The 24,729-nt window shown below is 46.1% G+C and carries 26 protein-coding genes; 4 read left to right on the top strand and 22 right to left on the bottom strand.

Annotated features, from left to right (window positions below; genetic code table 11):
* The first annotated feature begins 12 nt into the window (after positions 1-12).
* A complete protein-coding gene (locus tag A7sIIA15_RS02885; RefSeq protein ID WP_095685704.1) occupies positions 13-447 on the top strand; it encodes a DUF3093 domain-containing protein in 435 nt (144 codons plus the stop codon).
* Here the strand turns inward: A7sIIA15_RS02885 and A7sIIA15_RS02880 are convergent.
* The 6 genes from A7sIIA15_RS02880 to A7sIIA15_RS02855 form a co-directional block, all read right to left on the bottom strand.
* On the bottom strand, positions 444-740 hold the full coding sequence (locus tag A7sIIA15_RS02880) for a DUF4193 domain-containing protein (protein WP_018206714.1): 297 nt from the start codon (positions 738-740) through the stop codon (positions 444-446). The genes A7sIIA15_RS02885 and A7sIIA15_RS02880 overlap by 4 nt on opposite strands.
* A 95-nt stretch (positions 741-835) precedes the next feature.
* Positions 836-2,302 (bottom strand): GTPase HflX, encoded by a 1,467-nt coding sequence (gene hflX / locus A7sIIA15_RS02875; protein ID WP_095685703.1) that lies wholly within the window; start codon positions 2,300-2,302, stop codon positions 836-838.
* A complete protein-coding gene (gene dapF, locus A7sIIA15_RS02870) occupies positions 2,295-3,092 on the bottom strand; it encodes a diaminopimelate epimerase (protein ID WP_095685702.1) in 798 nt (265 codons plus the stop codon). The genes hflX and dapF overlap by 8 nt, the downstream gene beginning before the upstream one ends.
* A 5-nt stretch (positions 3,093-3,097) precedes the next feature.
* Positions 3,098-4,003 (bottom strand): tRNA (adenosine(37)-N6)-dimethylallyltransferase MiaA, encoded by a 906-nt coding sequence (gene miaA, locus A7sIIA15_RS02865; RefSeq protein WP_095685701.1) that lies wholly within the window; start codon positions 4,001-4,003, stop codon positions 3,098-3,100.
* Positions 4,000-5,421 (bottom strand): tRNA (N6-isopentenyl adenosine(37)-C2)-methylthiotransferase MiaB, encoded by a 1,422-nt coding sequence (gene miaB / locus A7sIIA15_RS02860; protein WP_095685700.1) that lies wholly within the window; start codon positions 5,419-5,421, stop codon positions 4,000-4,002. The genes miaA and miaB overlap by 4 nt, the downstream gene beginning before the upstream one ends.
* Before the next feature lie 22 nt (positions 5,422-5,443).
* Positions 5,444-6,184: a class II glutamine amidotransferase gene (locus tag A7sIIA15_RS02855; protein ID WP_223298288.1), complete on the bottom strand. Its 741-nt coding sequence runs from the start codon at positions 6,182-6,184 to the stop codon at positions 5,444-5,446.
* Between the two features lie 56 nt (positions 6,185-6,240).
* Here A7sIIA15_RS02855 and A7sIIA15_RS02850 point away from each other — a divergent pair, with 56 nt between their 5' ends.
* The 3 genes from A7sIIA15_RS02850 to A7sIIA15_RS02840 all read left to right on the top strand — a co-directional run bounded on the left by A7sIIA15_RS02850 (position 6,241) and on the right by A7sIIA15_RS02840 (position 10,616).
* Positions 6,241-7,797 (top strand): amino acid permease, encoded by a 1,557-nt coding sequence (locus tag A7sIIA15_RS02850; RefSeq protein WP_420021906.1) that lies wholly within the window; start codon positions 6,241-6,243, stop codon positions 7,795-7,797.
* 95 nt (positions 7,798-7,892) lie between these two features.
* Positions 7,893-9,251, top strand: coding sequence for a glutamine synthetase family protein (locus A7sIIA15_RS02845; RefSeq protein ID WP_095685698.1), 1,359 nt, complete (start codon positions 7,893-7,895; stop codon positions 9,249-9,251).
* Positions 9,252-9,257: 6 nt separating this feature from the next.
* Entirely contained in the window at positions 9,258-10,616 is a 1,359-nt protein-coding gene (locus A7sIIA15_RS02840; protein ID WP_095685697.1) for an aldehyde dehydrogenase family protein, read from the top strand.
* On the opposite strand, the gene A7sIIA15_RS02835 is transcribed toward A7sIIA15_RS02840, so the two are convergent.
* From A7sIIA15_RS02835 to coaD, 16 genes are all read right to left on the bottom strand, one after another.
* Positions 10,617-11,345: a type 1 glutamine amidotransferase gene (locus tag A7sIIA15_RS02835; RefSeq protein WP_095685696.1), complete on the bottom strand. Its 729-nt coding sequence runs from the start codon at positions 11,343-11,345 to the stop codon at positions 10,617-10,619.
* Positions 11,346-11,355: 10 nt separating this feature from the next.
* Positions 11,356-12,324 carry an acyl-ACP desaturase gene (locus A7sIIA15_RS02830; protein ID WP_095685695.1) on the bottom strand — a complete coding sequence of 323 codons (969 nt, stop codon included), beginning with the start codon at positions 12,322-12,324 and terminating at the stop codon, positions 11,356-11,358.
* Positions 12,325-12,362: 38 nt separating this feature from the next.
* Positions 12,363-13,031 (bottom strand): tRNA (guanosine(37)-N1)-methyltransferase TrmD, encoded by a 669-nt coding sequence (gene trmD / locus A7sIIA15_RS02825; RefSeq protein ID WP_095685694.1) that lies wholly within the window; start codon positions 13,029-13,031, stop codon positions 12,363-12,365.
* A complete protein-coding gene (gene rimM, locus A7sIIA15_RS02820; protein ID WP_095685693.1) occupies positions 13,028-13,531 on the bottom strand; it encodes a ribosome maturation factor RimM in 504 nt (167 codons plus the stop codon). The genes trmD and rimM overlap by 4 nt, the downstream gene beginning before the upstream one ends.
* Before the next feature lie 2 nt (positions 13,532-13,533).
* Positions 13,534-13,773 (bottom strand): RNA-binding protein, encoded by a 240-nt coding sequence (locus A7sIIA15_RS02815; protein WP_017955926.1) that lies wholly within the window; start codon positions 13,771-13,773, stop codon positions 13,534-13,536.
* A gap of 2 nt (positions 13,774-13,775) precedes the next feature.
* The gene (gene rpsP, locus A7sIIA15_RS02810) at positions 13,776-14,330 is read right to left on the bottom strand and encodes a 30S ribosomal protein S16 (RefSeq protein WP_095685692.1); all 555 of its coding nucleotides are present in this window, start codon (positions 14,328-14,330) and stop codon (positions 13,776-13,778) included.
* A gap of 163 nt (positions 14,331-14,493) precedes the next feature.
* Positions 14,494-15,930 carry a signal recognition particle protein gene (gene ffh / locus A7sIIA15_RS02805; protein WP_095685691.1) on the bottom strand — a complete coding sequence of 479 codons (1,437 nt, stop codon included), beginning with the start codon at positions 15,928-15,930 and terminating at the stop codon, positions 14,494-14,496.
* A gap of 87 nt (positions 15,931-16,017) precedes the next feature.
* Complete coding sequence (locus tag A7sIIA15_RS02800; RefSeq protein ID WP_095685690.1) at positions 16,018-16,356, bottom strand: P-II family nitrogen regulator; 339 nt, start codon at positions 16,354-16,356, stop codon at positions 16,018-16,020.
* Positions 16,356-17,657, bottom strand: a complete 1,302-nt coding sequence (locus A7sIIA15_RS02795) for an ammonium transporter (protein ID WP_095685689.1) — start codon at positions 17,655-17,657, stop codon at positions 16,356-16,358. The genes A7sIIA15_RS02800 and A7sIIA15_RS02795 overlap by 1 nt, the downstream gene beginning before the upstream one ends.
* Positions 17,658-17,792: 135 nt before the next feature.
* Entirely contained in the window at positions 17,793-18,629 is an 837-nt protein-coding gene (gene ftsY / locus A7sIIA15_RS02790) for a signal recognition particle-docking protein FtsY (RefSeq protein WP_095685688.1), read from the bottom strand.
* A gap of 13 nt (positions 18,630-18,642) precedes the next feature.
* The gene (gene smc, locus A7sIIA15_RS02785) at positions 18,643-22,164 is read right to left on the bottom strand and encodes a chromosome segregation protein SMC (protein ID WP_095685687.1); all 3,522 of its coding nucleotides are present in this window, start codon (positions 22,162-22,164) and stop codon (positions 18,643-18,645) included.
* A 55-nt stretch (positions 22,165-22,219) separates the two neighbouring features.
* Positions 22,220-22,897 carry a ribonuclease III gene (gene rnc / locus A7sIIA15_RS02780; RefSeq protein WP_095685686.1) on the bottom strand — a complete coding sequence of 226 codons (678 nt, stop codon included), beginning with the start codon at positions 22,895-22,897 and terminating at the stop codon, positions 22,220-22,222.
* 11 nt (positions 22,898-22,908) lie between these two features.
* Positions 22,909-23,082 carry a 50S ribosomal protein L32 gene (gene rpmF, locus A7sIIA15_RS02775; protein WP_029168532.1) on the bottom strand — a complete coding sequence of 58 codons (174 nt, stop codon included), beginning with the start codon at positions 23,080-23,082 and terminating at the stop codon, positions 22,909-22,911.
* Between the two features lie 92 nt (positions 23,083-23,174).
* Positions 23,175-23,741 carry a YceD family protein gene (locus A7sIIA15_RS02770; protein WP_095685685.1) on the bottom strand — a complete coding sequence of 189 codons (567 nt, stop codon included), beginning with the start codon at positions 23,739-23,741 and terminating at the stop codon, positions 23,175-23,177.
* Between the two features lie 5 nt (positions 23,742-23,746).
* The gene (locus A7sIIA15_RS02765) at positions 23,747-24,229 is read right to left on the bottom strand and encodes an ATP synthase subunit B family protein (RefSeq protein WP_095685684.1); all 483 of its coding nucleotides are present in this window, start codon (positions 24,227-24,229) and stop codon (positions 23,747-23,749) included.
* Between the two features lie 3 nt (positions 24,230-24,232).
* A complete protein-coding gene (coaD, locus tag A7sIIA15_RS02760) occupies positions 24,233-24,712 on the bottom strand; it encodes a pantetheine-phosphate adenylyltransferase (RefSeq protein WP_095685683.1) in 480 nt (159 codons plus the stop codon).
* Positions 24,713-24,729: the final 17 nt, after the last annotated feature.

The following is a 24,729-nucleotide window of genomic DNA, read 5'->3' as shown; positions in this document are numbered from 1 at the left end:
AGCGTATGACCTATGCGATACCGCGAAGTGATCCGTATGCCACTATGGCTACTCGCACTTATTTACTTCTTTTTTCTCTCCTTTGTTCTCTCAGTGTGGGCTGCACTCGGAAACTCTGCAGCGCTGGTTACCTTTCTTGCTCTGAGCGCCCTATTGGTTTTGATTTCCATCCGCACGCGCTTAATTATCCAAGTTGATCACTCTGAACTCATGGTGGGCCGAGCTCACATAGAGTTTAGATACATAGGTGAGGTCACAGAGTTAGATACCGCAGCGATGAAAGCCATCAGATCTCGTGATGCAAATCCAATGGCCTTTTTAGCATTTAGGTTTTGGTCATCAACGGGGGTGAAAGTAGAAGTACTTGATGAACGAGATGAAACGCCTTATTGGTTAATTTCTAGTAATAAGGCGAATCAACTGGTTAAAGCTTTAAAAGAGAATTAATTACACTCTTTACAAACAGCCTTGGCACCTTCGCCTTTTGCAAGCTGAGTGATGTGATGCACAAGGAAGCAACGTGAACATGTGAATTCATCAACCTGCTTTGGTACTACTCGAACTGCTAATTCTTCACCGGATAAATCTGCACCAGGTAGCTCTAGGCTTTCAGCAGCTTCTGCTTCATCAACATCGATCTGGCCGGATTGAGCATCGACACGTTTAGCTTTTAATTCTTCTAACGACTCTTCATGTAGTTCTTCATCGGTTTTTCTGGGTGTGTCGTAATCTGTTGCCATTGCTCTCACCTCGATTCCACACTTGACTAGTTCCTGCGGGGGCATCATGGCGCACATCAGGCTTTACTGTTGCTATAACGCTCGGCGTGTCGGGGTTATTCCCCCCTCACTTGCACCTTTTCTATCGCCGCAGCCAGTGTTGCATCGACCCGGCCATGAACAGCAGTCCCACCCTCTACATACACCTCAGAAAAGATTTCTCCACGCTCATGAATCTCATGCACTAAGTCGCCTCGGTCATATGGAATCACTGCATTGATTTCAACTGATGGCCTTGGCAATGAACGCTCAATTGCATAAACAAGACCCTCGATACCAAAGCCAGTTCTGACTGAAAATGCATAGCTATTTGGTTCTTTCCGCAAAATCTCCATGACAACTTCAGGATTAGCGACATCAACTTTGTTAATCGCGATAATTTCAGGAATATCTCCCCCACCAATTTCTGCAATTACCTCGCGAACTGCGCGAATTTGTTCAAATGGATCTGGGTGAGATCCATCGACAACATGCACAATGACATCAGATCCAGATACTTCTTCAAGTGTTGATTTAAAGGCATCAATTAACTGATGAGGTAGGTGTCGAACGAATCCCACCGTGTCACTTAATGTGTATACACGGCCATCGCTTGTTTGCGATTTACGAACAGTTGGATCCAGTGTTGCAAAGAGTGCGTTCTCAACAAGGACACCGGCATCAGTGAGGCGATTGAGTAGCGATGATTTACCAGCATTGGTATATCCGGCAATAGCAACGGAGGGGATGTTAAAGCGCTTGCGCTCCTGACGCTTGGTATCGCGCGCGACTCTCATCTCAGCAATCTCTTTGCGCAGCTTTGCCATCTTGTCGCGGATTTTGCGTCTATCGGTTTCAATCTTTGTTTCACCTGGACCACGTCCACCAATTCCAGCACCACCAGCTGCGCGACCACCTGCTTGGCGTGAGAGTGAATCACCCCAACCGCGTAGACGTGGGAGTAGATATGCAATTTGTGCCAGCTCTACTTGTGCCTTACCTTCTTTGCTTTTAGCGTGCTGAGCAAAAATATCTAGAATCAAAGCGGTGCGATCCACAACCTTTACCTTGATCTTCTCTTCTAACTGTCGAAGCTGGGAAGGAGAAAGTTCTCCATCGCAAATCACGGTGTCAGCCCCAGTTGCAACAACAATCTGCTTTAGCTCAGCAACTTTTCCAGAACCAATATATGTCGCTGGGTCTGGTTTATCGCGACGTTGAATAATGCCTTCCATAACTTCTGAACCTGCAGTTTCAGCCAATGCTTTAAGTTCTGCTAAAGAATTCTCAGCCATCTCTGAAGTGCCCTCAGTCCAGACGCCTACTAAAACAACTTTTTCAAGTTGTAATTCACGATTTTCAGCCTCAGTAATATCTTGGAGCTGTGTAGAAAAACCCTTTACGCGTCTTAACGAATGACGCTCTGAGAGTTCCTGGGTTGGATCTACTAACTCATCCTCATCGCTGGCGTCGTATTCAGCGGCAACGCGTGCGCTTTCAGCAAGCAGAGCTTCAAACTCGTCATCAAACTCTTTATCAGGCAAGTAGAAACTCCGAAATATCCACATCTTTCACTAGAACTGCAGGACCAATTAATGTGGCGTTGGAGTGTCCATCAATGGAAACTTCTAGACGTCCCCCTGGTGGATTGACAATCCAATGTGCTGGAAGTCGTTGCTTTGTATAAAGGGATGCAGCAAGTGCAACAGCGCATGTTCCTGTGCCACATGAGCGCGTTTCACCACTTCCTCTTTCAAATACACGCATTGTTACTTCGTTATCTCCCGTGATCTGAACAAACTCAACGTTTACACCTTCTGGGTATGTGTCTTTAGGGCGCACAATAGGAGCATCATCTAGAGCGCCTACCTGAGCAATATCATCAACAAATACAACTGCATGGGGATTACCAACATTAATGTTGTAGCCATTCCAGATATGTCCATTATTTGCTGCAGTTATTGCTATCTCTTCATCGCTAACTTTGCCCATGTTTACCGAGATATCGCCAACCATCGGCACGCGTAAATGCTTCATTCCATCTCGTGTATTAATCCCAAAAATGCCCTCGGGCACATGGCCACGTTCCACTAAATATCTGGCCATCACTCTTATGCCATTGCCGCACATTTCTGCCAATGAGCCGTCAGCGTTGCGATAATCCATAAACCACTTCTCATCGCGTTTAATAATTCGTATTAATCCATCTGCACCTATACCTGATTCGCGGTTACAAATGGCAGCGGTCTGGGCAGTTGTTATGGATTGTTCATCTTTTGGGTCAAAAACGAGAACAAAGTCATTTTCAGTCCCGTGACCATACGTTGCAATCATTAGCGTTAGTTTATCTTCTCTAGATGTTGCAGTGCAGTTTCAAGACGCGGTTGGGCTTGTGATATCCACTTAATTCGATCATCACGCGAAAACCAAGTCTCTTGGCGACGGGCGTATTGGCGTGTGGCCCGCTTTGTGTCCTCTTTGGCTTCTTCCTCACTCCATAGCCCATTTTTCATAGCAATGAGCTGTGAATACCCTAAAGCTAACTGAGCTGTGCGCCCGGAAGTAATTCCATCTTTGAGTAACTGCTCAACTTCTTCAACAAAACCTAACTCCCACATTCGATCAACGCGTGCACTTATTCGCTCACTGAGATGATCTCGGTCCATTACTAATCCGAACTGAACTGCATTGGGATAACGAGTGCTTGCCTCTCGTGGCAGATTAGCTGTGAATGGTTTACCTGTAATTGCAATTACTTCTAGGGCGCGAATTACTCGCCGAGAGTTAGCGCGATCAATTGCAATGGCCGCTGCTGGATCAAGTTTTTCTAAGCGCTCAAACAGTGCATTCAACCCAATAGTTGCTAATTCAAGTTCTAACGACGCCCGAACGACAGGATCAGTATCTGGAAAGTTCAGATCGTCCAGAATTGCCTTTATATAGAGTCCAGTGCCACCAACGACGATGACATCTTTACCGCGGCTATGGATTTCACTTACTGCATTACGTGCTTGTTCTTGATACCAAGCAACCGTTGAATCCTGCGTGACTTCCAAAACATCGAGCATGTGGTGGGTGATTCCTGCTCGCTCACTCACGGTAAGTTTTGCGGTACCAATATCCATGCCCTTATAGATCTGCATCGAGTCAGCATTAATGATTTCAGCGCCTAGGTGTTGAGCCAGCGAGATTGCTAAATCGCTCTTTCCGGTTGCAGTTGCTCCGCAAATGACAATCAATTTCATACTTTTAACGTCGGCATTCCTAGTAATGTCGCTGCACTCTTCTTTTCTGCAGTTCGTGCTGCATGGGCATCTCCCCCGCGTGTGGCTCTCACTTTTCCTGGAGTTCCGATTAAGTAGTGCGCTGAAGCTTGAGTAATAGATACCTCAACTTCATCACCTGGGCGTGCTTCGATGCTGTTTGAGAAATGAACTAATCTGAAATCCTCACTTCGCCCAGTCATGCGTTCCTGTGCTTCATCTCTGCGGCCTTCATAGTCGCCAACTAATACTTTGAAATTCCTACCTACTGCTTCTTCATTTACAGAGAGAGAAATTGCTTGTTGATGATTATGCAAACGCGTATAACGCTCACCAACAACTTCTGCCGAAACTTGATCTGGCATCGAAGCGGCTAGTGTTCCAGGACGCTTTGAGTATTGATAGGTATAGGCAGCTGCAAAGCGAGCCTGCGTACAAAGATCCATTGTCGCCTGGAAGTCACTTTCAGTCTCACCTGGGAATCCAACGATGATGTCAGTTGTAATTGCAGCGTGTGGCATCGCAGTGCGGACTCGATCAATAATTCCTAAATATCTGTCGGTTCTATAGGAGCGACGCATCGACTGCAAAATTGAATTGGAACCTGATTGAAGCGGCATGTGAAGATGTGGCATGACATTGGCTGTTGTGGCCATTGCTTCAATTACATCATCGGTGAAATCACGTGGATGCGGAGACATGAAACGCACTCGTTCTAATCCATCAACTTTGCCACATTCTTTAAGCAGGTTGGCAAATGCACTTCTATCTCCAAAATCAACTCCATAGGCGTTCACATTTTGACCCAGCAACGTAATTTCTATAACGCCTTGATCAACTAGCGCTCGAACTTCACTCAAAATATCTATCGCACTTCGATCTTTTTCAATACCGCGCAAAGTTGGCACAATGCAAAAAGTGCAGGTGTTATTACACCCAACCGAGACAGATACCCAGGAAGAGAAGGCTGATAAGCGTCTTGCTGGAAGAGTTGACGGGAAATGCTCCAAAGATTCAAGAATCTCAATCTGAGACTCTTCTTCTATTCGAGCTCGCTCAAGTAAGACCGGGAGTGAGCCAACATTGTGAGTTCCAAAGACCACATCGACATAGGGTGCCTTTTTTAAGATTGTTGCCTGATCTTTTTGAGCTAAGCATCCACCGACTGCAATCTGCATATTGGGGTTAGCTTTTTTGATAGGCGCTAAGAAAGATAAGTTTCCATACAATTTGTTATCTGCATTTTCACGCACTGCGCAGGTATTGAAAACAACAATGTCTGCCTGTTTACCAGGCTCGACTGGAATAAAGCCTGCCTCATCGAGTAATCCAGCAATGCGCTCTGAATCATGCACGTTCATCTGGCAGCCGTAAGTTTCAACGGCATAGGTGCGGTTCATGCACCTATCGTAATGGGGGAAATTAGAGGTTGATTACGTCAATCTCAAAGGTTGAACGGTTCACGATGGCCGCATGGTGATTTTCTAAGGTGTGCCAGCCTGGTTGGTTCCATCCACTTGATGCAAAGAGAACCCCATCAGCGTCTTTCTTATACTTGATGACGTAATAGTCAGCAGGTGCCCAATCAGGTTTCTTTTCAGAGTTGTGCTCGCTACCAACAACAAAGCTCTCTTTGTTCATCAACATGAAGTTTAAAGATGTTGTCTTTCCATGTTCTTTGATAATCGCAAGAGTCGTCTTGATTCCTTCAGCCAAACCTAATTTTTCGATCTGAGTCATCATCAAATAGAAATAGCGCTCACTATCGGTGTCACCAACAATTAACTTTTTGAATTTTTCATCAATGAAGTCAGAAAAAGAATCTGGAGGAAAAATAGATCCATTATGGATAAATGAATAGTCTCCATATACAAATGGGTGTGTGTTGTTCTCGCTAATTGATAAGCCCTTGGTCGCCCAACGAAGATGCAGTAAAGCACCATCGGCTGCATTGTCAGCAATTACTTTTTGAAAAGTTGCGCTTTCGGCTGCAGCTTCAACTTTTTTCTCTAGCACTGCGTGTGCGTGCTGTCTATCATTTGTGGAGATTCCCCAGCCATCGCAGTGGACAGATGACAGGGCGATGAATTCTTCAAAATCTTTACCCACTTGTGCGGGAAATGAGGATTCGGCCTGCGACACGTAGCCCATAAGACGGCACATTTTTGAGAAAACCCCTTCCATTTCAGTCACACTGTGGAGTAGAAAGATTACCCCAAATGGCTCAGGAGGAGAACATCTTGGCACTAACAGACGAACAACGCTTAAACGAACTCGGTTATAAGCAAGAACTTAACCGAACATGGAGTTCATTCTCGAACTTCGCGATCTCATTCTCAATCATTTCAATTCTTGCAGGTTGTTTCACAACATTTGCGCAGGCTTGGAATAACGGTGGTCCGGTTGCAATTTCAATCGGCTGGCCCCTCATCTCACTTTTCATTTTGGTCATCGGCTTTTGTATGTCAGAACTTGCTTCCGCATATCCAACATCAGGTGGTATTTACTGGTGGTCATCAAAGCTAGGTGGAGCTAAAGCTGGTTTCTACACAGGCTGGCTAAACCTGATTGGTCTCGTCTCTGTAACAGCATCTGTGGGTTACGGCGTGACTGGATTCCTTAACAATCTCATTGGCTTGTACTCACCTTCATATGCAACAAGCTTTATGGGTGGGGATTACATCAAGCAACAGTTCATGCTCTTCCTCTTTGTTATAGCTTTTGCAACCTTGGTAAACGTTTACAGTGGTCCGCTTCTAGCTATGTTTAACAACATTTCAGTGTGGTGGCACGTATTCGGCGCTGCGCTCATTGTTGGAATTCTGGTATTTGGTACAGATAAGCATCAATCACTTAACTGGATGTTTACTACACAAGTAAACAACTCAGGTTTTGGTGACAACGCTTACTGGTACTTTGTGCTTCCACTAGGATTCTTACTTACTCAGTACACAATTACTGGTTTTGACGCTTCAGCTCACTTGTCAGAGGAAACTCACAGCGCTCACTTAGCAGCAGCTAAGGGCATCTGGAAGTCAATCGCTTACTCAGCAATTGGTGGATATATCCTTTTGATGTCCTTCCTTTATGTTGCAACTAACACTGATTACATCAACTCATTTGATCCAGCCGTGAACCCTTACGGTGGCGGTTCAATCATTGCGTTGCTATACAGCGCACTTGGTGGTGGCGCATCATTTAAGATCATTATGCTCATCACTACAGTCGGTCAAATCTTCTGCGTTACAGCGTGCTTAACCTCTTGCTCACGCATGATGTTCGCATTCTCACGCGATGGCGCCGTACCTGGAGGAAATCTCTGGAAGAAAGTTAACAAGCACCAAGTTCCTGCAAATGCAGTACTTGCATCTGCAGTAGGCGGCATTGTTTTGACTCTTCCAGCTCTATGGAAGTCACCAACTGGTGCACCAACTGCGTTCTATGCAGTTGTATCTGTTTGTGTGATTTCTCTTTACTTAGCGTTCTTAATTCCAATTTATCTACGCCTCAAGGCTGGCGATAAGTTCAAAGTTGGTGAATGGAACCTTGGGTCTAAGTACAAGTGGATGGGTACGATTGCAGTTGCCGAAATCGCAGTTATTTCGGTTTACTTTATTCTTCCATTCTCACCAGCTGGTGTTCCAGGAAATGAAGGCTTTACTTGGACAGCAGTGAACTACGCACCGATTGTTACTGGCGGAGCGTTAATCATTCTGTGGATCTGGTGGAACCTATCTGCTAAGAAGTGGTACACAGGACCTCGAACAAACCTATAAAAGAGTAATAACTCTCATAAATCCCCCCGCACACAAAGTGCGGGGGGATTTTTTTACCCTAGATTTTAATGCCGTAAATCGTTAGGCTATTGGGCATGACATCAATGACGATTGCTGATTTAACAGCCAAGATCAAGAGCGGTGAAGTAGATACCGTCGTAGTAGCAATGACCGATATGCAGGGCCGCTTAACTGGTAAGCGCATCCATGGAACTTTCTTCCTTGATGAAGTGCTCAAGCATGGAACTGAAGGTTGCAACTACCTTCTAGCAGTCGATGTCGATATGAATACCGTTGATGGATATGAGATGTCCTCATGGGAACGCGGCTATAGCGATTTCGCATTGGTTCCAGATATGGACACGTTGCGCATGATTGATTGGCAAGAAGGTGCTGCACTTGTGTTAGCTGATGTGCAGTGGCTAGATCACACAGATGTTGTCGCCTCTCCCCGCCAGATCTTGCGCAAGCAAGTCAAAGCGCTTAAAGATGCTGGCATGGAAGCCATGTGTGGAACCGAGCTTGAGTTCGTTGTATACAAAGACACTTATGAGGAGGCTTGGAACAAGGGCTACAAGAATCTGATCCCTGTTAACCAATACAACGTCGACTATTCAATTTTAGGTGGATCACGCATTGAGCCTCTTTTGCGCAGAATCCGTTTGTCTATGGCAAAAGCTGGAATGACTGTTGAGTCCGTTAAGGGTGAATGTAACTTTGGCCAGCATGAAATTGCTTTTAAGTACTCCGATGCTCTATCAAATTGTGATAACCACGTCATTTATAAGAACGGTGCTAAAGAAATTGCATCACAAGATGGCTATGCACTTACATTTATGGCTAAGCCAAATGAAAAAGAAGGTAACTCTTCACACATTCACCTTTCATTCCGTGGTCTAGATGGCTCCATGGTGATGGCTGATGATTCAGATAAAGAGCAGGGCCTTAGCGATCTAGGTCGCCAGTTCATTGCTGGACAGATTGCCCACATGCGTGAGATGTCTTTGCTCTTTGCGCCAAACATCAACTCTTATAAGCGTTATGTTCCAGGCTCATTTGCTCCAACAGCTATCCGCTGGGGTCGCGATAACCGCACATGCGCCCTTCGATTAGTTGGAAAGGGTGCAAGCCTTCGCCTTGAAAATCGTGTTGCAGGTGGAGATGTGAATCCATACCTAGCTGTTTCAGGAATCATCGCAGCAGGCCTTGATGGAATTAAGAACAAGATGGTTTTAGAACCAGCATTCACAGGAAATGCATACGCCTCAGACTCACAACGTGTTCCTTCATCAATGAATGAATCACTTGCACTGTGGGAGGGCTCTGCTTGGGTTAAGGAAACCTTTGGCGCTGAAGTTCAAGCACACTATGCAAATATGGCCAAGATTGAAATTGCTGCATACGGCAAGGCAATCACCGATTGGGAATTAGTCCGCAACTTCGAAAGGTTCTAAACAACCGTGTCCACTTCATACGATGTAATCAACCCTGCCACTGAACAGATTGTTAAGAATGTTCCGCACTTAGATTTGGAACAAACTGATGCGATCATTGCAAAGGCAGCTAAAGCTTTTGAAACTTGGAAAAACGTTACCCCTGGTGAGCGAGCTCGCTTACTTCGTGCTTTCTCCCAAGTTGTAACTGATCACCGTGAAGAGTTGGCGCAGTTAGAAATCACTAACGCTGGCCACACACGAGGCAATGCACTCTGGGAAGCAGACAACGTTGCCAATACGCTGATGTATTACTCAGCAGCACCAGAGCGCTTATTCGGTAAGCAAATTCCAGTTCCAGGCGGAATAGATATAACTTTCAAAGAGCCTTTGGGTGTTGTTGGAATCATTGTGCCTTGGAACTTTCCTATGCCAATTGCTGGTTGGGGTTTTGCTCCAGCGCTAGCTGCTGGAAATACTGTTGTTCTAAAGCCAGCCGAATACACACCGCTAACTGCTATCCGCCTCGGCGAACTTGCATTGCTCGCCGGAATTCCTGAAGGTGTTCTCAACATTCTGCCCGGCAAGGGAAGTGTTGTTGGCAATCGCTTTGTTACACATCCCCTAGTTCGAAAAGTTGGCTTCACAGGTTCGACTGAAGTTGGTAAGCAGATCATGGCTGGATGCGCCGATCAGGTGAAGCGCGTGACTCTTGAGCTTGGTGGCAAGAGCGCCAACATCATCTTTGCTGATGCAGATATTGAAAAAGCTGCAGCCGGAGCACCTGGTGCAGTCTTTGATAACGCTGGCCAAGATTGCTGTGCTCGTTCACGAATCCTTGTGCAAAAGTCGGCATTTGATAAGTTCATGGAGCACTTTGAAGTCGCGGTTAAGAAGTTCCGCTGCGAAGATCCAAATCTTGCTACTGCTGAAATGGGACCACTGATTTCAAAGAAGCAGTTTGATGTTGTTGAATCTTATCTTGATGAAAAAATCGCTTTCCAAGGTTCAGCCCCATCAGGGCCTGGATATTGGATGCCGCCAACTGTCTTGCTTCCTAAGAATGCTCAAGCTAAGTCTTGGCGTGAAGAGATCTTCGGTCCAGTTGTTTCAATCTTAACTTTTGAAGATGAAGCAGAAGGCATCAAGATGGCAAACGACAGCGAATATGGTTTATCTGGTTCTATCTGGACACGCGATGTTGGAAAAGCTCTTCGTGTTTCTCGCGCAATTGAATCAGGCGCACTATCTGTGAATTCAAATTCTTCAGTGCGTTTCTGGACACCATTTGGTGGCTTCAAGCAATCAGGTCTTGGGCGCGGTTTAGGTCCAGATGCAGTTGATTCTTACACAGAGTTAAAGAACGTATTTATCTCTAACGATTAATTAGATAGTGCGAATTGGCGCGGTTGCGATGCGATCAAGAAATTGATCAACTAAATCGTAACCGCGCTGATTGCTTTGCGCTTCGAGTTTTCTAGTCTCTGCCCGTAGTTGTTCTACGACTACGCCTTCAGATTCAACTTCGGCGCACCCGCCATCCATTGCGAGCCACATATCTAAAACTTCAGAATCAATCTCTGGATGAAACTGCAGGCCTAATGTGCGACCAAAGTGATATGCCTGCGGGCATAGTTCGGTTCGGGCAATCTCTGTCGCCCCTGGTGGAACAGTGAATCGATCCCAGTGATACTGAAACCATGGGCCTTTTGGAATCAAAGTCTCATCATCGCTATCTACTTCATACCAACCAAGCTCTGCATGAGGAGAACGAGAAACAGTTCCGCCTAACACGCGCGACATTAACTGTCCCCCAAAGCAAATACCTAACACTGGAATTCCAGCGTTATGAACTTCGCGCATCTTTGCCATTTGTGGAATTAACCAGTTACCAATTGCGCCATCATCATATGCAGCATATGGCGCACCCATAACAACTACTACATCAAATGAAAGTAGATCTGGCCATACCGGTGTGACATTGGGAGTCTTTGCATGTTCTTCATCAACGATGATAAAACGAGAAATTTCATAGCCTCGCTTTTCAAACTGTTTCCAGATTGGACCACCAGCAGAGACATGGTCATGCTCGATGAAGAGAACGCGCTTGGACATGCAGGTAATACTACTTAATGATTCGCAGTGGTTCTTGTCCACGTGCAATTAAACGCTCAAAATGAAGTTCACGCTTTTCATTAAAGCGGTTGGACTCTGCTGTGGCCTTGGCCAAGAATGCTGAAAGCTCATCGCGAGCAGCTAAGCCATCACCGCTCAGGTCCGTTCGATCAAAGACATTCCATGCACGAAGGACCGGAGCAACTACCTCTTCTAAATGCTGCTGCATGTCATAAATTCCAGCCAACGCAATCTGCACAGCTTTTCGACCAAAGCCTGGCATGTTCGCACCTGGCATATCAAAATTGGTTACAACATCAGCAATTGCGCGCATGGACGCATTCGGTTCCATATCAAGGGCAGCGCCTAATGTGTTGCGATAGAAAAGCATATGCAGGTTCTCATCCAAAGAGACACGTTGCATCATTGATTCTGCAATCGGATCATCTGAAATCTTGCCGGTGTTGCGGTGGGAAATGCGCGTGGCTAATTCTTGGAAAGAAACATAGGCGATGGTGTGCAGCATGTCGTTTTCATATGGAGTCTGATAACCCAATGACATATGTGCCATACGTAAATCTTCAAGCTCATATGGATCAACACCACGCGTTGCCATTAAATAATCTCGGATAACAATGCTGTGACGCGCCTCTTCTGCCGTCCAACGTTCAATCCAGGTCCCCCATGCACCGTCACGGCCCATAGAGAGAGCAATTTCGGTGTGGTAGCTCGGCAAGTTATCTTCAGTTAATAAGTTAAGAATTAAAGAGTCTTGTGCAACAGGAGTCAGGCGTGAATCTTTTGCTTCCCATGCATCACCGTTCAGAGGTCCAGCAAAATCGCGGCCTTCAGACCATGGGACATACTCATGGGGATACCAATTTTTTTGAACCTTTAAATGTCGATCGAGTTCGACAGCAACGACAGGTTCTAGGTCTCGAATAAGTCGAGCTTGAATCGCCTTGCTGTCGTAAGTCATAGGCGCAACGCTACGGCAGTACGTGGGTTACTGCCCAGTTAGAAATTCTCTTTCGCACGCTCAATTGCTTGTGCCGCGCGCCACTTTGCGATTTCTCCGTGATTTCCACTCAACAAAATCTCTGGAACCGGGATATCACGCCAATTCTGAGGCTTTGTGTAATTGGGATATTCAAGATATCCCTCTTCATTATGTGACTCTTCAGCAAGTGATTCAGGATTTCCGAGAACTCCTGGGATTAATCGAGTAATAGCTTCAATCATCACAAGGGATGCAACTTCTCCCCCACCTAATACATAATCACCAATTGAGACTTCATGCACACGGTGATTCTTAGAAAGATAATGCTGGCGCACTCGATCATCAATGCCTTCATAGCGTCCACAAGCAAAAACTAGGTGTGATGCCTTGGAAAAATTCGCTGCCATTGGCTGATCAAAGCGCTTGCCTGCAGGAGTCAAAATGATCAAATCTGTTTCAGTACTCATCAATGGGTCTAAGGCTTGTCCCCACACTTCAGGCATCATGACCATTCCAGCGCCTCCACCGTAAGGTGTGTCATCAACCTGGTTATGAACATTTGTAGCAAAGCTGCGTAGATCGTGAATTCCAAAATCAACGATTCCACTCTCTTGTGCTTTACCTAAAAGTGAAAGCTTAAGCGGTGCAAAATACTCAGGAAAGATAGTTACAGCATCAATTCTCATTTAACTTCCCCTGACATATCAGGTGGAATGACAACAACTCTACGCCCTGCAATATCAACAATCGGAACTAGCTGATGCACGAAGGGAATAAGAACCTCGCCAGTTTCCGTCTTAATCGCTAACAAATCCTGTCCTGGAAGATTAACAACATCAGTTACTTCACCCAATACTTGACCAGATTCAAGTTCAGCCGAACACCCAACGAGCTGGAGCACGTGATAATCATCTTCATCAATTCCTGGCTCATTGATATCTACATCGCAATAAATCAAAGTGTTACGTAGCTTTTCAATTCCATTGCGATCAGTGATGCCATTGAAACCCAGCAATAAAATGCCGTTATGGACACGGCCAGAGGTAATTGTTAGCTCACCGTGGGCATCTGTTTGAACTTTGTTACCAATGGCAAAACGACGATCAGGTTCATCAGTTCGAACCTCAATCGTCGCTTCTCCAAGAATTCCGTGGGCGCGACCGATGCGCCCCACGAGTAAACGCATTGCTATCGTGCTTCGTCGGTCTCGATGAGATCGACGCGAACAGTACGTCCTGCAATTGCACTCACGACCGTGCGAAGCGCCTTTGCAGTGCGACCATTACGACCAATAACTTTGCCGATATCTTCAGGGTTCACACGAACCTCAAGAGTTGTTCCACGACGATGATTCTTTTCAGCAACAACTACATCATCGGGATTATCGACGATTCCCTTTACTAAATGCTCTAGGGCTTCATCCATCATTGTTATTCGGCAGCCGCTTCTTCAGTTGGAGTTTCAACAACAGCTTCTGCAGGAGTTTCAACTACTGCCTCTGCTGCTACTTCAACAACTTCCTCCGCTGCAGCTTCAGCAACTGGTGCTGCAACTACTGCTTCTTCAACAACTGGGTTTGCCTTTGCAGCTAACTTCTCTTGTGCTTTCTTCTTAAGAGTAGTTGCGCCTTCTTTTGGTTCATCCATTGCCTGCTTCATAGCTGCTTCGTAAGCAACATGCTTGCCGACCTTTGGAGCTGCAACACGAAGTGTGCCTTCAGTTCCAGGAAGACCCTTAAATTTTTGCCAATCTCCAGTGACCTTCAGAAGAGCCTCTACAGCCTCTGATGGTTGTGCACCAACACCGAGCCAGTACTGAGCACGCTGTGAGTTGATCTCAATAAGTGATGGTTCTTGTCCTGGAACATAACGGCCAATTTCTTCAATTGAAAGACCGTTACGTGCCTTGCGTGAGTCTGTAACAACTACGCGGAAAAATGGTGTGCGGATTTTACCCATGCGCATTAAACGAATTTTTGTAGCCAAGTGAGGTTGTGCTCCTGTTTATGTGTGTCATAAAAATCAATCGCAGCGGGGTGCGCAATCAATTACATACAACTATCGGTCGTGGATGTTGAACGGGGGTAGAGGGCCCCATCAACAGGTGCCCAATTCTGCCATCTAAGGGTGGCAAAGGTGAAATCGAGCTTTACTGCCCCTCTTCCAGGGCGCGTTTGGCTGGATTACCTGATTTGGACTTCTTCTTGGGTGGAGCGCTCTTAATAGAGGCCTTAGGCATCGCAGGAAGACCCATACCGCCCATACCTTGTGGCATGCCGCCATTTCTCACCTGCTTCATCATCTTTTGCGCAGCAGAGAAGCGATCAACCAAGTTGTTCACATCAGAGACTTTACGACCAGAACCCAGTGCAATTCGAGCGCGACGTGAGCCGTTGAGAACCTTTGGATCACGCCTTTCAATTGGAGTCATTGATTGAACAATTGCTTTTGTGCGAACTATTTCGCCTTCATCAAAGTTTTCAATCTGTTTCTTCATCGCCCCAGCACCTGGCAACATGCCCAATAACTTAGACATAGAGCCCATCTTGGACATGGCCTGAAGTTGCTCTAAGAAATCTTCCAATGTGAAATCTTCACCGCTTGCAAACTTGGCTTCAAGCTTTGCAGATGTATCGCCATCAAAAGCCTTTTTGGCTTGCTCGGCAAGAGTTGCAACATCGCCCATACCAAGAATACGAGAGGCCATACGATCTGGATAGAAGATGTCAAAATCACTGAGCTTTTCACCAGTAGATGCAAACATAATCGGGCGCTTAGTGATTGAAGCAATAGATAACGCCGCACCACCGCGAGCATCACCATCTAACTTTGTTAGAACTACACCATCAAAGCCAACACCATCTAAAAATGCTTGTGACGTTCTCACCGCATCTTGACCGATCATTGCATCAACTACAAAGAGAATCTCATCTGGATTAACGGCATCTCGAATATCTGATGCCTGTTTCATTAACTCTTCATCAATACCCAAACGACCTGCAGTATCGACAATAACCATGTTGTATTGCTTTGATTTGGCAAACTCAATACCACTCTTTGCAACCTTTACTGGATCGCCAACACCATTTCCAGGTTCTGGTGCAAATACTGGAACGCCAATGCTTTCACCAACAACTTGGAGTTGGGTGACAGCATTAGGGCGTTGTAAATCAGAGGCAACGAGAAGAGGCGTATTTCCTTGATCGGCATAAAACTTGGCAAGCTTTCCGGCCAAAGTAGTTTTACCAGCACCTTGCAAACCTGCCAACATAATCACTGTTGGAGGATTCTTTGCAAAGCGAACCCTGCGCGCTTCTCCCCCGAGAATTTCAATAAGAGATGCGTTAACAATCTCAAATATTGCTTGACCCTGATTAGTTCCAGATTGCATTGTTGGCAGTGCAGCTAAAGATTTCTCACGTATCTGCTCAACGAAGCTTTCCACGACAGATAGGGCAACGTCTGATTCAAGTAAAGCTTGTCGAATCTCAGCACAGGTTGCATCGATATCAGCACTACTTATCTTGCCGCGAGAGCGCAGCGATGAAAACGCGCTACTAAATCTGGAGGTGAGTGACTCAAACATAAGGCGCTAAGAGTACTTGAGCAGTTGCACTAAAGGCGAGCCAACTTTGCTGGCCCGCCTTTAGTTTAAATCTCACCTACAAGCAACTTAGATTGCCTCTGGCCCACGTTCTCCAGTGCGCACACGGACTACTTGATCAACTGGCGTAGTCCATATCTTTCCATCACCAATTGTTCCTGTTGATGCTGCCTTAACAATGACATCGACAACTGTGGCTGCTTCTGCATCATCTGCAAGAACTTCAAGTCGAACCTTTGGAATGAGGTCCACTGTGTATTCAGCACCTCTATAAACCTCAGTATGTCCTTTTTGACGACCAAAGCCACTAGCTTCTGAGACCGTCATTCCGGCAACACCATGTGCCTGCAGAGCATTTTTTACATCTTCTAACTTAGATGGTTTCAAAATCGCTGTAATCAACTTCATTAGAATAAACCTCCTCGGGAAGAACTAGACATTTCGTAAGCAGTCTCGGCATGTTCAGACAAGTCCACACCTTCCACTTCAGCATCTTTAGACACACGGAATCCTATTGTCTTTTCAATAATGAATCCAAGGACCAATGTGACTAGGAATGAATAAAGGGCAACCATGCCAACACCTAGAGCTTGTTTGGTAAGTAGCTCTGTGCCACCGCCATAGAACAGACCATCCACGCCAACGCTATTGACAACCTGTGTGCCGAATAATCCGACCGCCAAAGATCCCCAGATTCCACCAACGAGGTGAACTCCAACGACATCGAGTGAATCATCAAGTCCGAACTTGTACTTCAACCCAACGGCAAGTGCACAGAAAATACCTGCAAATAGTCCGATAACTACTGCTGCCCATGGTGCAACGAAAGCACATGCAGGAGTAATTGCAACGAGTCCAGCAACTGCTCCAGAAGCTGCGCCAAGGGATGTGGCATGTCCGTTGCGAATCTTTTCAATTAACAACCAGCCAACAAGGCCTCCGGCCGTTGCAACTTGAGTGTTAAGGAGGGCAAGGCCTGCAATTCCATTAGCTGCAAGTGCTGACCCGGCATTGAAACCAAACCAACCAAACCAAAGCAAACCTGAACCAAGAAGAACTAGTGGCAGTGAGTGTGGCCGCATTGACTCTTTGCGCCAACCAACGCGCTTACCAAGAATAATTGCTAGTGCTAAAGCTGCAGCACCTGCATTGATATGAACTGCAGTGCCACCAGCAAAGTCTTGAACACCTTGACTTGCAAGGAAGCCAGCACCAGTAACTGTGTCACCAACTTTGTTGCCGAATGCAAATACCCAGTGTGCAACTGGGAAGTAAACGATAGTTGACCAAATGGCAACGAATACTGCCCAAGCAGTGAACTTTGTGCGATCTGCAATTGCGCCAGAGATGAGAGCTGGAGTAATGATTGCAAACATCAATTGAAATGCCGCAAAGACCAAAACTGGAATGGGATAAACACCACCATTGTTAGTCAAATCATTAACCATTCCACCTAGGCCAGAGAGCGAAAGATTTCCATACCAAGGTGAATCGGCTTTGTAACCAAAAGCTAATTCGAAACCGTAAATAACCCAGAGAGTGCTAACTATGCCGATAGTTATAAACGACATCAGCATCATATTTAGTGCGCTCTTAGTGCGAACCATTCCGCCGTAGAAAAAGGCAAGTCCAGGTGTCATAAGAAGAACCAAAGCGGTACTTGCTAACATCCAGGCTGTATCACCTGAGTTCAACGCAATATCTGTCATATTTTCATCTGCTTTCGAGATTGTTTTTGAAATTTCTCGCCTTTGAGATGGCCATACCTTCTCTGGACCCGGTTACGGCTGATGATGTGAACTATTGCGGGGGCGTGACAATTTCGCTCCAGTGTTACGGCTAAGTTACGAAAGCAGGCCCTGGATGTAGCTATCGGCTTCAAAATGGGCGAAATCTGATTCAGACTCCCCCGTGCCGATCCATTTAATCGGGATGTCGAGTTCTTTCTCAATTGCCAGGGCAACTCCGCCACGGGCGCTTCCATCAATCTTGGTCAGGATAATTCCACTCACTTTTACTGCTTCAGTAAAAATCTTTGCTTGCTGCAAACCATTTTGACCAGTTGTTGCATCAATTACTAACAAGACTTCATTGATTGGGAAGACTTTCTCAACTACACGCTTAACTTTTTCAAGCTCTGCCATCAAATCATTTTTATTATGCAAACGCCCTGCTGTATCGATAATCAGAAAATCAGCTTTGCTCTCTTGAGCTTTCTTTGCAGCATCAAATGCAACTGACGCTGGATCACCATTTGCTTTACCCGAAACTACCTCAACACCAATTCTCATCCCCCACGTTTGCAACTGCTCAACGGCTGCGGCTCGGAAAGTATCTCCAGCTGCCATCACAACATTCTTGCCGCTCTTTTTTAGATTTGCAGCAAGCTTTGCAACACTTGTTGTTTTGCCTGTCCCGTTAACGCCAACAACCATGATGACAGTTGTCTCTTGACCCAAAAGTGCGCCGCGATCTTTAGTTGATAGATGCGTCGAAAGAATTTGAGAAAGTGCCTCTTGAGCGTTCTCACTCTTGACTTTACGGGCTTGTTCTAAGAACTCTTTGGTCAGTGATGGACCCAAATCAGAGAGAAGTAACTCTTCTTCTAACTCTTTCCAGTCGGCAGGTGCAAAATCATTTGTTCCCTTGATTTTGGCAATAAATTTGCTAAATAAACCCATGAGAAAGCGTTACTTAACTTGCGTCAGATTCGCGCAAACGCTGAGAAATAACTTCAGTTACTCCATCACCACGCATAGTCACGCCATAGAGTGCATCAGCAATCTCCATTGTGCGCTTTTGGTGAGTAATGATGATGAGCTGAGAACTTGCTCGAAGCTCTTCCAAAATCACTAGTAAACGTCCAAGGTTAGTATCGTCAAGGGCCGCTTCAACTTCATCGAGCACATAGAACGGACTAGGGCGCGCTTTAAAGATTGCAACCAACATAGCAACTGCTGTTAATGACTTCTCTCCACCAGAGAGCAGAGACAATCTCTTAATACGCTTTCCTGGTGGTCGAGCTTCCACATCAACACCACTTGTCAGTGGATTATCTGGATCGGTCAAAATCAAGCGACCATCGCCACCTGGGAACAAGCGAGAGAAGATATCTTCAAAATGTGTTGCTGTTGATTCAAAGGCTTCCATGAAGATTGACTGCACTCGATCATCAACTTCTTTAATGATGTCCAACAAATCCTTCTTCGTGTTCTTCAAATCTTCTAACTGCTCAGCTAAGAACTTCAAGCGCTCTTCTAGTGAAGAGAACTCTTCTAAGGCCAAAGGATTAATCTTGCCGAGCAATGTCAGAGAGCGCTCAGCTGAAGCCAAGCGTTTTTCCTGTTGATCTCTGCGGTATGGGATGAGCTCGGTTGTGACAATCTCCCCAGCTTCATTTTCAAAGAATGTTGGAACATCTTTGTCAGGGCCATATTCAGATACGAGTACAACTGTGTCAATGCCAAACTCTTCCATCGTTCTATTCTCAAGCGTCTCAATACGCATGCGTTGTTCAGCACGTGCAATTTCATCCTTGTGAACACTAGAAGTAAGTTGTTCAAGTTCAGCAGTTAATTCACGGCCACGTGTGCGAACAGTGAGAGTTTCACCATCTCTAGCAGTGCGTGATTCTTCTAAACGAGCACGCTCTGTTGCAGATTTAGCGATAGAGCGCTCAATATGAATGAGTACTTCGTAAGCAGATTCAGCAATGGCTTGAGATATAACTGCTGCTCGGGCACGAGCACCGCGACGCACGATTGCCCGCTCAGATGCTTCACGCTCATTGCGCGCTGAATCTTCAAGTGCTTTAGCACGTGCTGCAACTGAATCCACGCGCTCTTCGATTGTTCTAACGGCTAGTCGAGCCTCAACTTCGGTTGTGCGAGCAAGTGAGACAGCATTGCGTAAGTTTTCAGTGAACGTGTGATCGGGCTCTGCAACTGCGCCTTGTTGATGCAACTGGTTCTGTGCAATGACTAATTCACCCTCATCACGGCTCTTGGCAGAACTTGCTTCTTGTATAGAGGTATTAAGGCGCTCAACTTCAGCTAAAGCAGATTTCATATTCTGTCCAGAAACAGCAAGCTGCTCAGTTATGGATGCAATACGAGCATCTGATTCATTGAGCTTAGAGAGTGCAACATCAAATGAGCTCTGGCGATCTGCAACCTCAGTAGTTGCAGTTGCAATCTCGAATTTCAGACGATCACATGTGTGAGTAATCTCAGTCAACTTGGTCTCAAGACTCTCAATCAAAGCCTTAATTTCAATGAGTGAAGATGAAGATTTAGAACCACCACGCGCTCTGGCCTTAGTGATTACATCGCCATCGCGTGTAACAACGGTTACTGATGGATGAGAGCGAAGAATTGCCTCAGCATCACGTGCATTTTCAGCAACCACTGTTGAAGCAAGTAAAGATGAAATGAGATCACCAATTGAATGTGAGCGTATATGGGAAGCAAGAGCGTTCAAACCGGCAGGAATATTTGAGTTTCCACTATTGCCGGCTTCATATACCAAGACATCAGCCTGGCCTAAGTTTTGATCGCGCAAAGTTGTTAACGCAGTTACTGCTGATGATAAATCTTGAACCACGATGGCATCGGCTAATGATCCAAGAGCTGCAGCTGCTGCTGACTCCCAACCGTTATCAATTTCAATCAGGGAAGCAATGGAGCCCAGGATATGAACTCCGCGTGAATCGCGCATAAGAGCAGATGCCCCATCGCGATTTTGTGAAGTTAACTTCATCGCTTCTAACTTAGATTCAACGGTATTTCGCTCACGATCTGCAGCACGCTCAGAATCAACCAGAGCATTTAATTTAGACTTTGAAGCATCCAGTGCAGACTTAGCGGTTTCAAAAGCAGAATCAAGACCTAGTTCACCAGAGTCAGCGCTAGCAATTTCAAGTTCAAAGGATGCGTATTCACGTGATGCACTATCGGCGCGATGTTGGGCATCATCACGGGCTTTTGTAAGGCGTGCGATTTCTTCTGCGATAGCTTCAAGACGGGCCTGGAGGGATTTGATATGACCCTCTTGGCGGGCGGTTCCTTCGCGAGCATCGGCGATAGCGCGCATTGCTGCAGCGATTTTGTCTTCATCCATCTTTAGCGCTTGTTCGGCATTTGCAAGTGCAGTGGTTGCTGCGGCTAGCGCCGTGCGAGAATCATTGATGTTGTTTCTCAACGCGTTTTCTTCATTGCGCAGAACTTGAGCTTCTTTTTCTAAGGCCTCTGGATCGCGACCAGCTGAACGGGCTTCTTCTGCTTCCTCATTAAGAAAGCGTGAGCGCTCTTGTGCCAGGCTTTGTGTTCCACGGAACTTTTCCCGTAAAGAATTTAACTGGTAATACGTTTCTTGTGCTTGTACAAGTAGTGGTGTTTCAACTGCCGACTGTGCATCCAATGCTTCTTCACGAGATCGAATTGTTTCAAGTTCTCTATCAACTTCCGCACGCTTTTGACGTAATGCAGTTTCATCGGCTACCTCTGCATCGAGTGTGCGAGACATCGAAATAAAGTCATCGGCAAACAAACGTAGTTTTGCATCACGAAGATCGGCCTGAATAGTTGCTGCCTTCTTGGCAACTTCTGCTTGCTTACCTAGTGGGCGAAGTTGGCGACGAAGTTCAACAGTTAGATCTTGAACACGTGCCATGTTGGCTTGCATAGAATCAAGTTTGCGCAAAGCTTTTTCTTTACGCTTGCGGTGCTTGAGAACGCCTGCAGCTTCTTCAATAAATCCACGACGCTCTTCAGGCGTTGCCATCAAAATTGCATCTAGCTGGCCCTGGCCAACAATGACGTGCATTTCGCGGCCAATACCTGAGTCACTGAGTAGTTCTTGAATATCGAGCAATCGGGAAGCTTCACCGTTAATTTGATATTCAGATTGGCCATTACGGAAAAGAATGCGAGAAATAGTTACTTCGGTGTAATCGATAGGTAGTGCGCCATCAGTGTTATCAATTGTTAATGAAACTTCTGCGCGTCCAAGTGGTGCACGTCCGCTAGTTCCAGCGAAAATAACATCTTCCATCTTGCCGCCGCGAAGGGATTTTGCGCCCTGTTCACCCATAACCCATGTCAGAGCATCAACAACGTTACTTTTACCTGAACCATTAGGACCGACAACGCAGGTAATTCCTGGCTCAAGACGCAAGGTAGTGCTGGAGGCAAAGGACTTGAAGCCCTTTAAGGTCATGCTCTTGAGATACACGCGGTAAACCTATCGCGCCGCCTGCTTGTTTTTGGCGATATTACTGCTCGGGCAGCTCAGTTTTTAGAGTTTCATATGCAATACGGGCAGCTACTTGCTCAGCTTCTCGCTTGCTCTTTCCGGTTCCCACCGCCACAGCGTTTCCAGCAACCATTGCCGTAGCCGTGAAATCTTTATCGTGATCTGGGCCCTGTTCAGTAACAACGTATTCAGGTGCACCTTTTCCAAGGCTGGCCGCTAACTCTTGAAGGGCCGTCTTGCCATCTAAACCTGCTCCGCGCGCAACGGCTGAATCCATAGTTGATGAAATCAATCGCCGCACAATTTCAGTGCATTTCTCAAAGCCACACTGAAGATAAATGGCTCCAATTAAGGCTTCTAGCGCATCGGCAAGGAGTGAGTTTTTATCACGGCCATTTGTAACTTCTTCACCTTTTCCAAGGCGAATATATTGACCAAGTTCTAATGTGCGCGCAATGTCTGCGAGCGCACGCATGTTAACCACACCTGAGCGCAACGGTGATAAACGTGATTCATCTAAATCGGGATAACGTTTGTAGAGTTCTTCGGTAACAATTAAACCGAGAACGGAATCTCCAAGAAATTCAAGACGCTCGTTAGTTTCTTTGCTTGCAGATTCATAAGCAAATGAGCGATGTGTAAAAGCTAACTCCAGAAGTGAGGGTTCAAGTTCAACCCCCAACGCTTCATTGAGCATAGAACTAACGATCAAACCTCTAGAACTTGGCGGCGGTTATATGTACCGCATGTTGGACATGCTGTGTGTTGAAGCTTTGGTGATTGGCATTGTCCGCATGTTGCTAAAGAGGCAGCAGTTGTCTTCCACTGGCTACGGCGTGAGCGCGTCTTTGAACGCGACATTTTTCGCTTTGGTACTGGCACGGTTCGAACCTCTTCTTATCTATTTCTAAAAGCAGCGGTGGCTGCAAGGGGTAAGTATCCCCCAAAAGGGCTAATTCTTGAAATCGGCCGCCTTACTCCAGATCCAGCCCATTTAAGGAGGCCCAGCGGGCATCGATAACCTCATGAGCGTGCTCTGCTGGCAGCTCGGCCCACTTACCACCGCACTCAGGACATAGCCCAGGGCAATCATCACTGCAGAGTGGATTAATCGGAAGGTCGAGAACGATGGCATCTCGGATAGGTGGCTCTAAATCCATAATGTCGCCATCCATCATCAACTCATCATCTTCGCCTAAATCATCCTCATCATCGTTTCTTTTCTTCTTCTTTGGTCGCTCTAACTTCTGTGCGTAGTAGTAGAGCTCTTGCACCTTACGTTCAATCTCTATTTCAACTGGATCTAAGCAGCGGGTGCATTCACCTTTAGCGATTGCAAAGATATCTGCAGTGAGCAATATGCCTTCTGTAACTGATTCCAGGCGGGCATCTACCTCAATTACTTCTCCGGCAGGAACGGATATGAGCTCAACTCCCAGTTTTTCTAGAAGTTCGATGTCGAGTTCATACTCCTTCATCTCCCCTGCACGGCGTGCAAGTTCATGGGTGTTGAACTTAAAAGGCTCCGGTAGGCGTGCCATAGGAGTTAGTCGGCATCTGAGAGTTGCGAAAGAACATCTTTATCATTTGCACCAGCAAGGCGCTCACGGCCACGTGCAACTGCATCTTGAGTCTTATTCAAAATTACTTCTAACGTGGCCAAACGACCATCGATATATTCCTCAACTTCTTGCTTCTCTTGATCACCTAATGTGCGAGCTTCATCGAGAATCTTGCGAGCTTCATCACGTGCCATTTGAACGATTGAGGTCTGTTCAACCATTCTGGCCACATCTTCTCTAGCCATAGCGATCATCTGCTCAGCACTAACACGGCCTTCTTCAATGATGGCATCACGAGCAGCGATAAGTTTTTGCGCCGATTCAAGATCGTTAGGAAGTGCAGCACGTGCTTCATCGAGCAGTTCTAGCATTTCACCGCGGTGCACTACACAGCTAGCAGAAAGTGGAACACCACGAGCCTCTTCAACCATAGTGATTGCAGATGTTAACTTTTCAACTGAATCCATTTTTTACTTCCCGCCTACTCGAAGTTTGAGTGCTGCATTTATCGATGCTGGCACCATCGTAGAAACATCTCCCCCATAGTGGGCGAGCTCTTTCACTAATGATGAAGATAAGAATGAATGGACTGGTGAGGTTGCCATGAACATGGTTTCAACCCCTGAGCCTTGCAGATTTACTTGGGCCATTTGAAGTTCGTAATCAAAATCGCTCACTGCGCGCAATCCCTTGACGATGGCTTGAATCGAATTGCTCTTGCAGTAGTCAACGAGTAAACCTGACCATGAATCAACGCTCACATTAGATAAGTGAGAGGTAGTTTCCTGGATCATCTCAATGCGCTCAGCAACTGAAAATAGAGAGGATTTTGTTCGATTTTCAAGCACTGCAATCACAACATGATCAAAGTGAGCACTTGCGCGAGCAATGATGTCGAGATGACCAAAAGTGATTGGATCAAAGGATCCAGGACAAACCGCGCGTCTCATGGTCTAAACGCTAGCAA

Origin of the sequence: Candidatus Planktophila vernalis, assembly GCF_002288185.1 — a bacterium.
Classification (GTDB): Bacteria; Actinomycetota; Actinomycetes; order Nanopelagicales; family Nanopelagicaceae; genus Planktophila; species Planktophila vernalis.
This window is presented reverse-complemented; position numbering and strand designations above follow the sequence as displayed.

Bases quoted from the DNA above. Each gene is read 5' to 3' on its own strand.
- A7sIIA15_RS02885 (WP_095685704.1), top strand. From the start codon at position 13: ATGCGATACCGCGAAGTGATCCGTATGCCACTATGGCTACTCGCACTT.
- A7sIIA15_RS02880 (WP_018206714.1), bottom strand. From the start codon at position 740: ATGGCAACAGATTACGACACACCCAGAAAAACCGATGAAGAACTACAT.
- dapF (WP_095685702.1), bottom strand. From the start codon at position 3,092: ATGATTGCAACGTATGGTCACGGGACTGAAAATGACTTTGTTCTCGTT.
- miaA (WP_095685701.1), bottom strand. From the start codon at position 4,003: ATGAAATTGATTGTCATTTGCGGAGCAACTGCAACCGGAAAGAGCGAT.
- miaB (WP_095685700.1), bottom strand. From the start codon at position 5,421: ATGAACCGCACCTATGCCGTTGAAACTTACGGCTGCCAGATGAACGTG.
- A7sIIA15_RS02855 (WP_223298288.1), bottom strand. From the start codon at position 6,184: ATGTGCCGTCTTATGGGCTACGTGTCGCAGGCCGAATCCTCATTTCCC.
- A7sIIA15_RS02850 (WP_420021906.1), top strand. From the start codon at position 6,241: ATGGCTCAGGAGGAGAACATCTTGGCACTAACAGACGAACAACGCTTA.
- A7sIIA15_RS02845 (WP_095685698.1), top strand. From the start codon at position 7,893: ATGACATCAATGACGATTGCTGATTTAACAGCCAAGATCAAGAGCGGT.
- A7sIIA15_RS02835 (WP_095685696.1), bottom strand. From the start codon at position 11,345: ATGTCCAAGCGCGTTCTCTTCATCGAGCATGACCATGTCTCTGCTGGT.
- A7sIIA15_RS02830 (WP_095685695.1), bottom strand. From the start codon at position 12,324: ATGACTTACGACAGCAAGGCGATTCAAGCTCGACTTATTCGAGACCTA.
- trmD (WP_095685694.1), bottom strand. From the start codon at position 13,031: ATGAGAATTGATGCTGTAACTATCTTTCCTGAGTATTTTGCACCGCTT.
- rimM (WP_095685693.1), bottom strand. From the start codon at position 13,531: ATGCGTTTACTCGTGGGGCGCATCGGTCGCGCCCACGGAATTCTTGGA.
- A7sIIA15_RS02815 (WP_017955926.1), bottom strand. From the start codon at position 13,773: ATGATGGATGAAGCCCTAGAGCATTTAGTAAAGGGAATCGTCGATAAT.
- ffh (WP_095685691.1), bottom strand. From the start codon at position 15,930: ATGTTTGAGTCACTCACCTCCAGATTTAGTAGCGCGTTTTCATCGCTG.
- A7sIIA15_RS02800 (WP_095685690.1), bottom strand. From the start codon at position 16,356: ATGAAGTTGATTACAGCGATTTTGAAACCATCTAAGTTAGAAGATGTA.
- A7sIIA15_RS02795 (WP_095685689.1), bottom strand. From the start codon at position 17,657: ATGACAGATATTGCGTTGAACTCAGGTGATACAGCCTGGATGTTAGCA.
- ftsY (WP_095685688.1), bottom strand. From the start codon at position 18,629: ATGGGTTTATTTAGCAAATTTATTGCCAAAATCAAGGGAACAAATGAT.
- smc (WP_095685687.1), bottom strand. From the start codon at position 22,164: ATGACCTTAAAGGGCTTCAAGTCCTTTGCCTCCAGCACTACCTTGCGT.
- rnc (WP_095685686.1), bottom strand. From the start codon at position 22,897: ATGCTCAATGAAGCGTTGGGGGTTGAACTTGAACCCTCACTTCTGGAG.
- A7sIIA15_RS02770 (WP_095685685.1), bottom strand. From the start codon at position 23,741: ATGGCACGCCTACCGGAGCCTTTTAAGTTCAACACCCATGAACTTGCA.
- A7sIIA15_RS02765 (WP_095685684.1), bottom strand. From the start codon at position 24,229: ATGGATTCAGTTGAAAAGTTAACATCTGCAATCACTATGGTTGAAGAG.
- coaD (WP_095685683.1), bottom strand. From the start codon at position 24,712: ATGAGACGCGCGGTTTGTCCTGGATCCTTTGATCCAATCACTTTTGGT.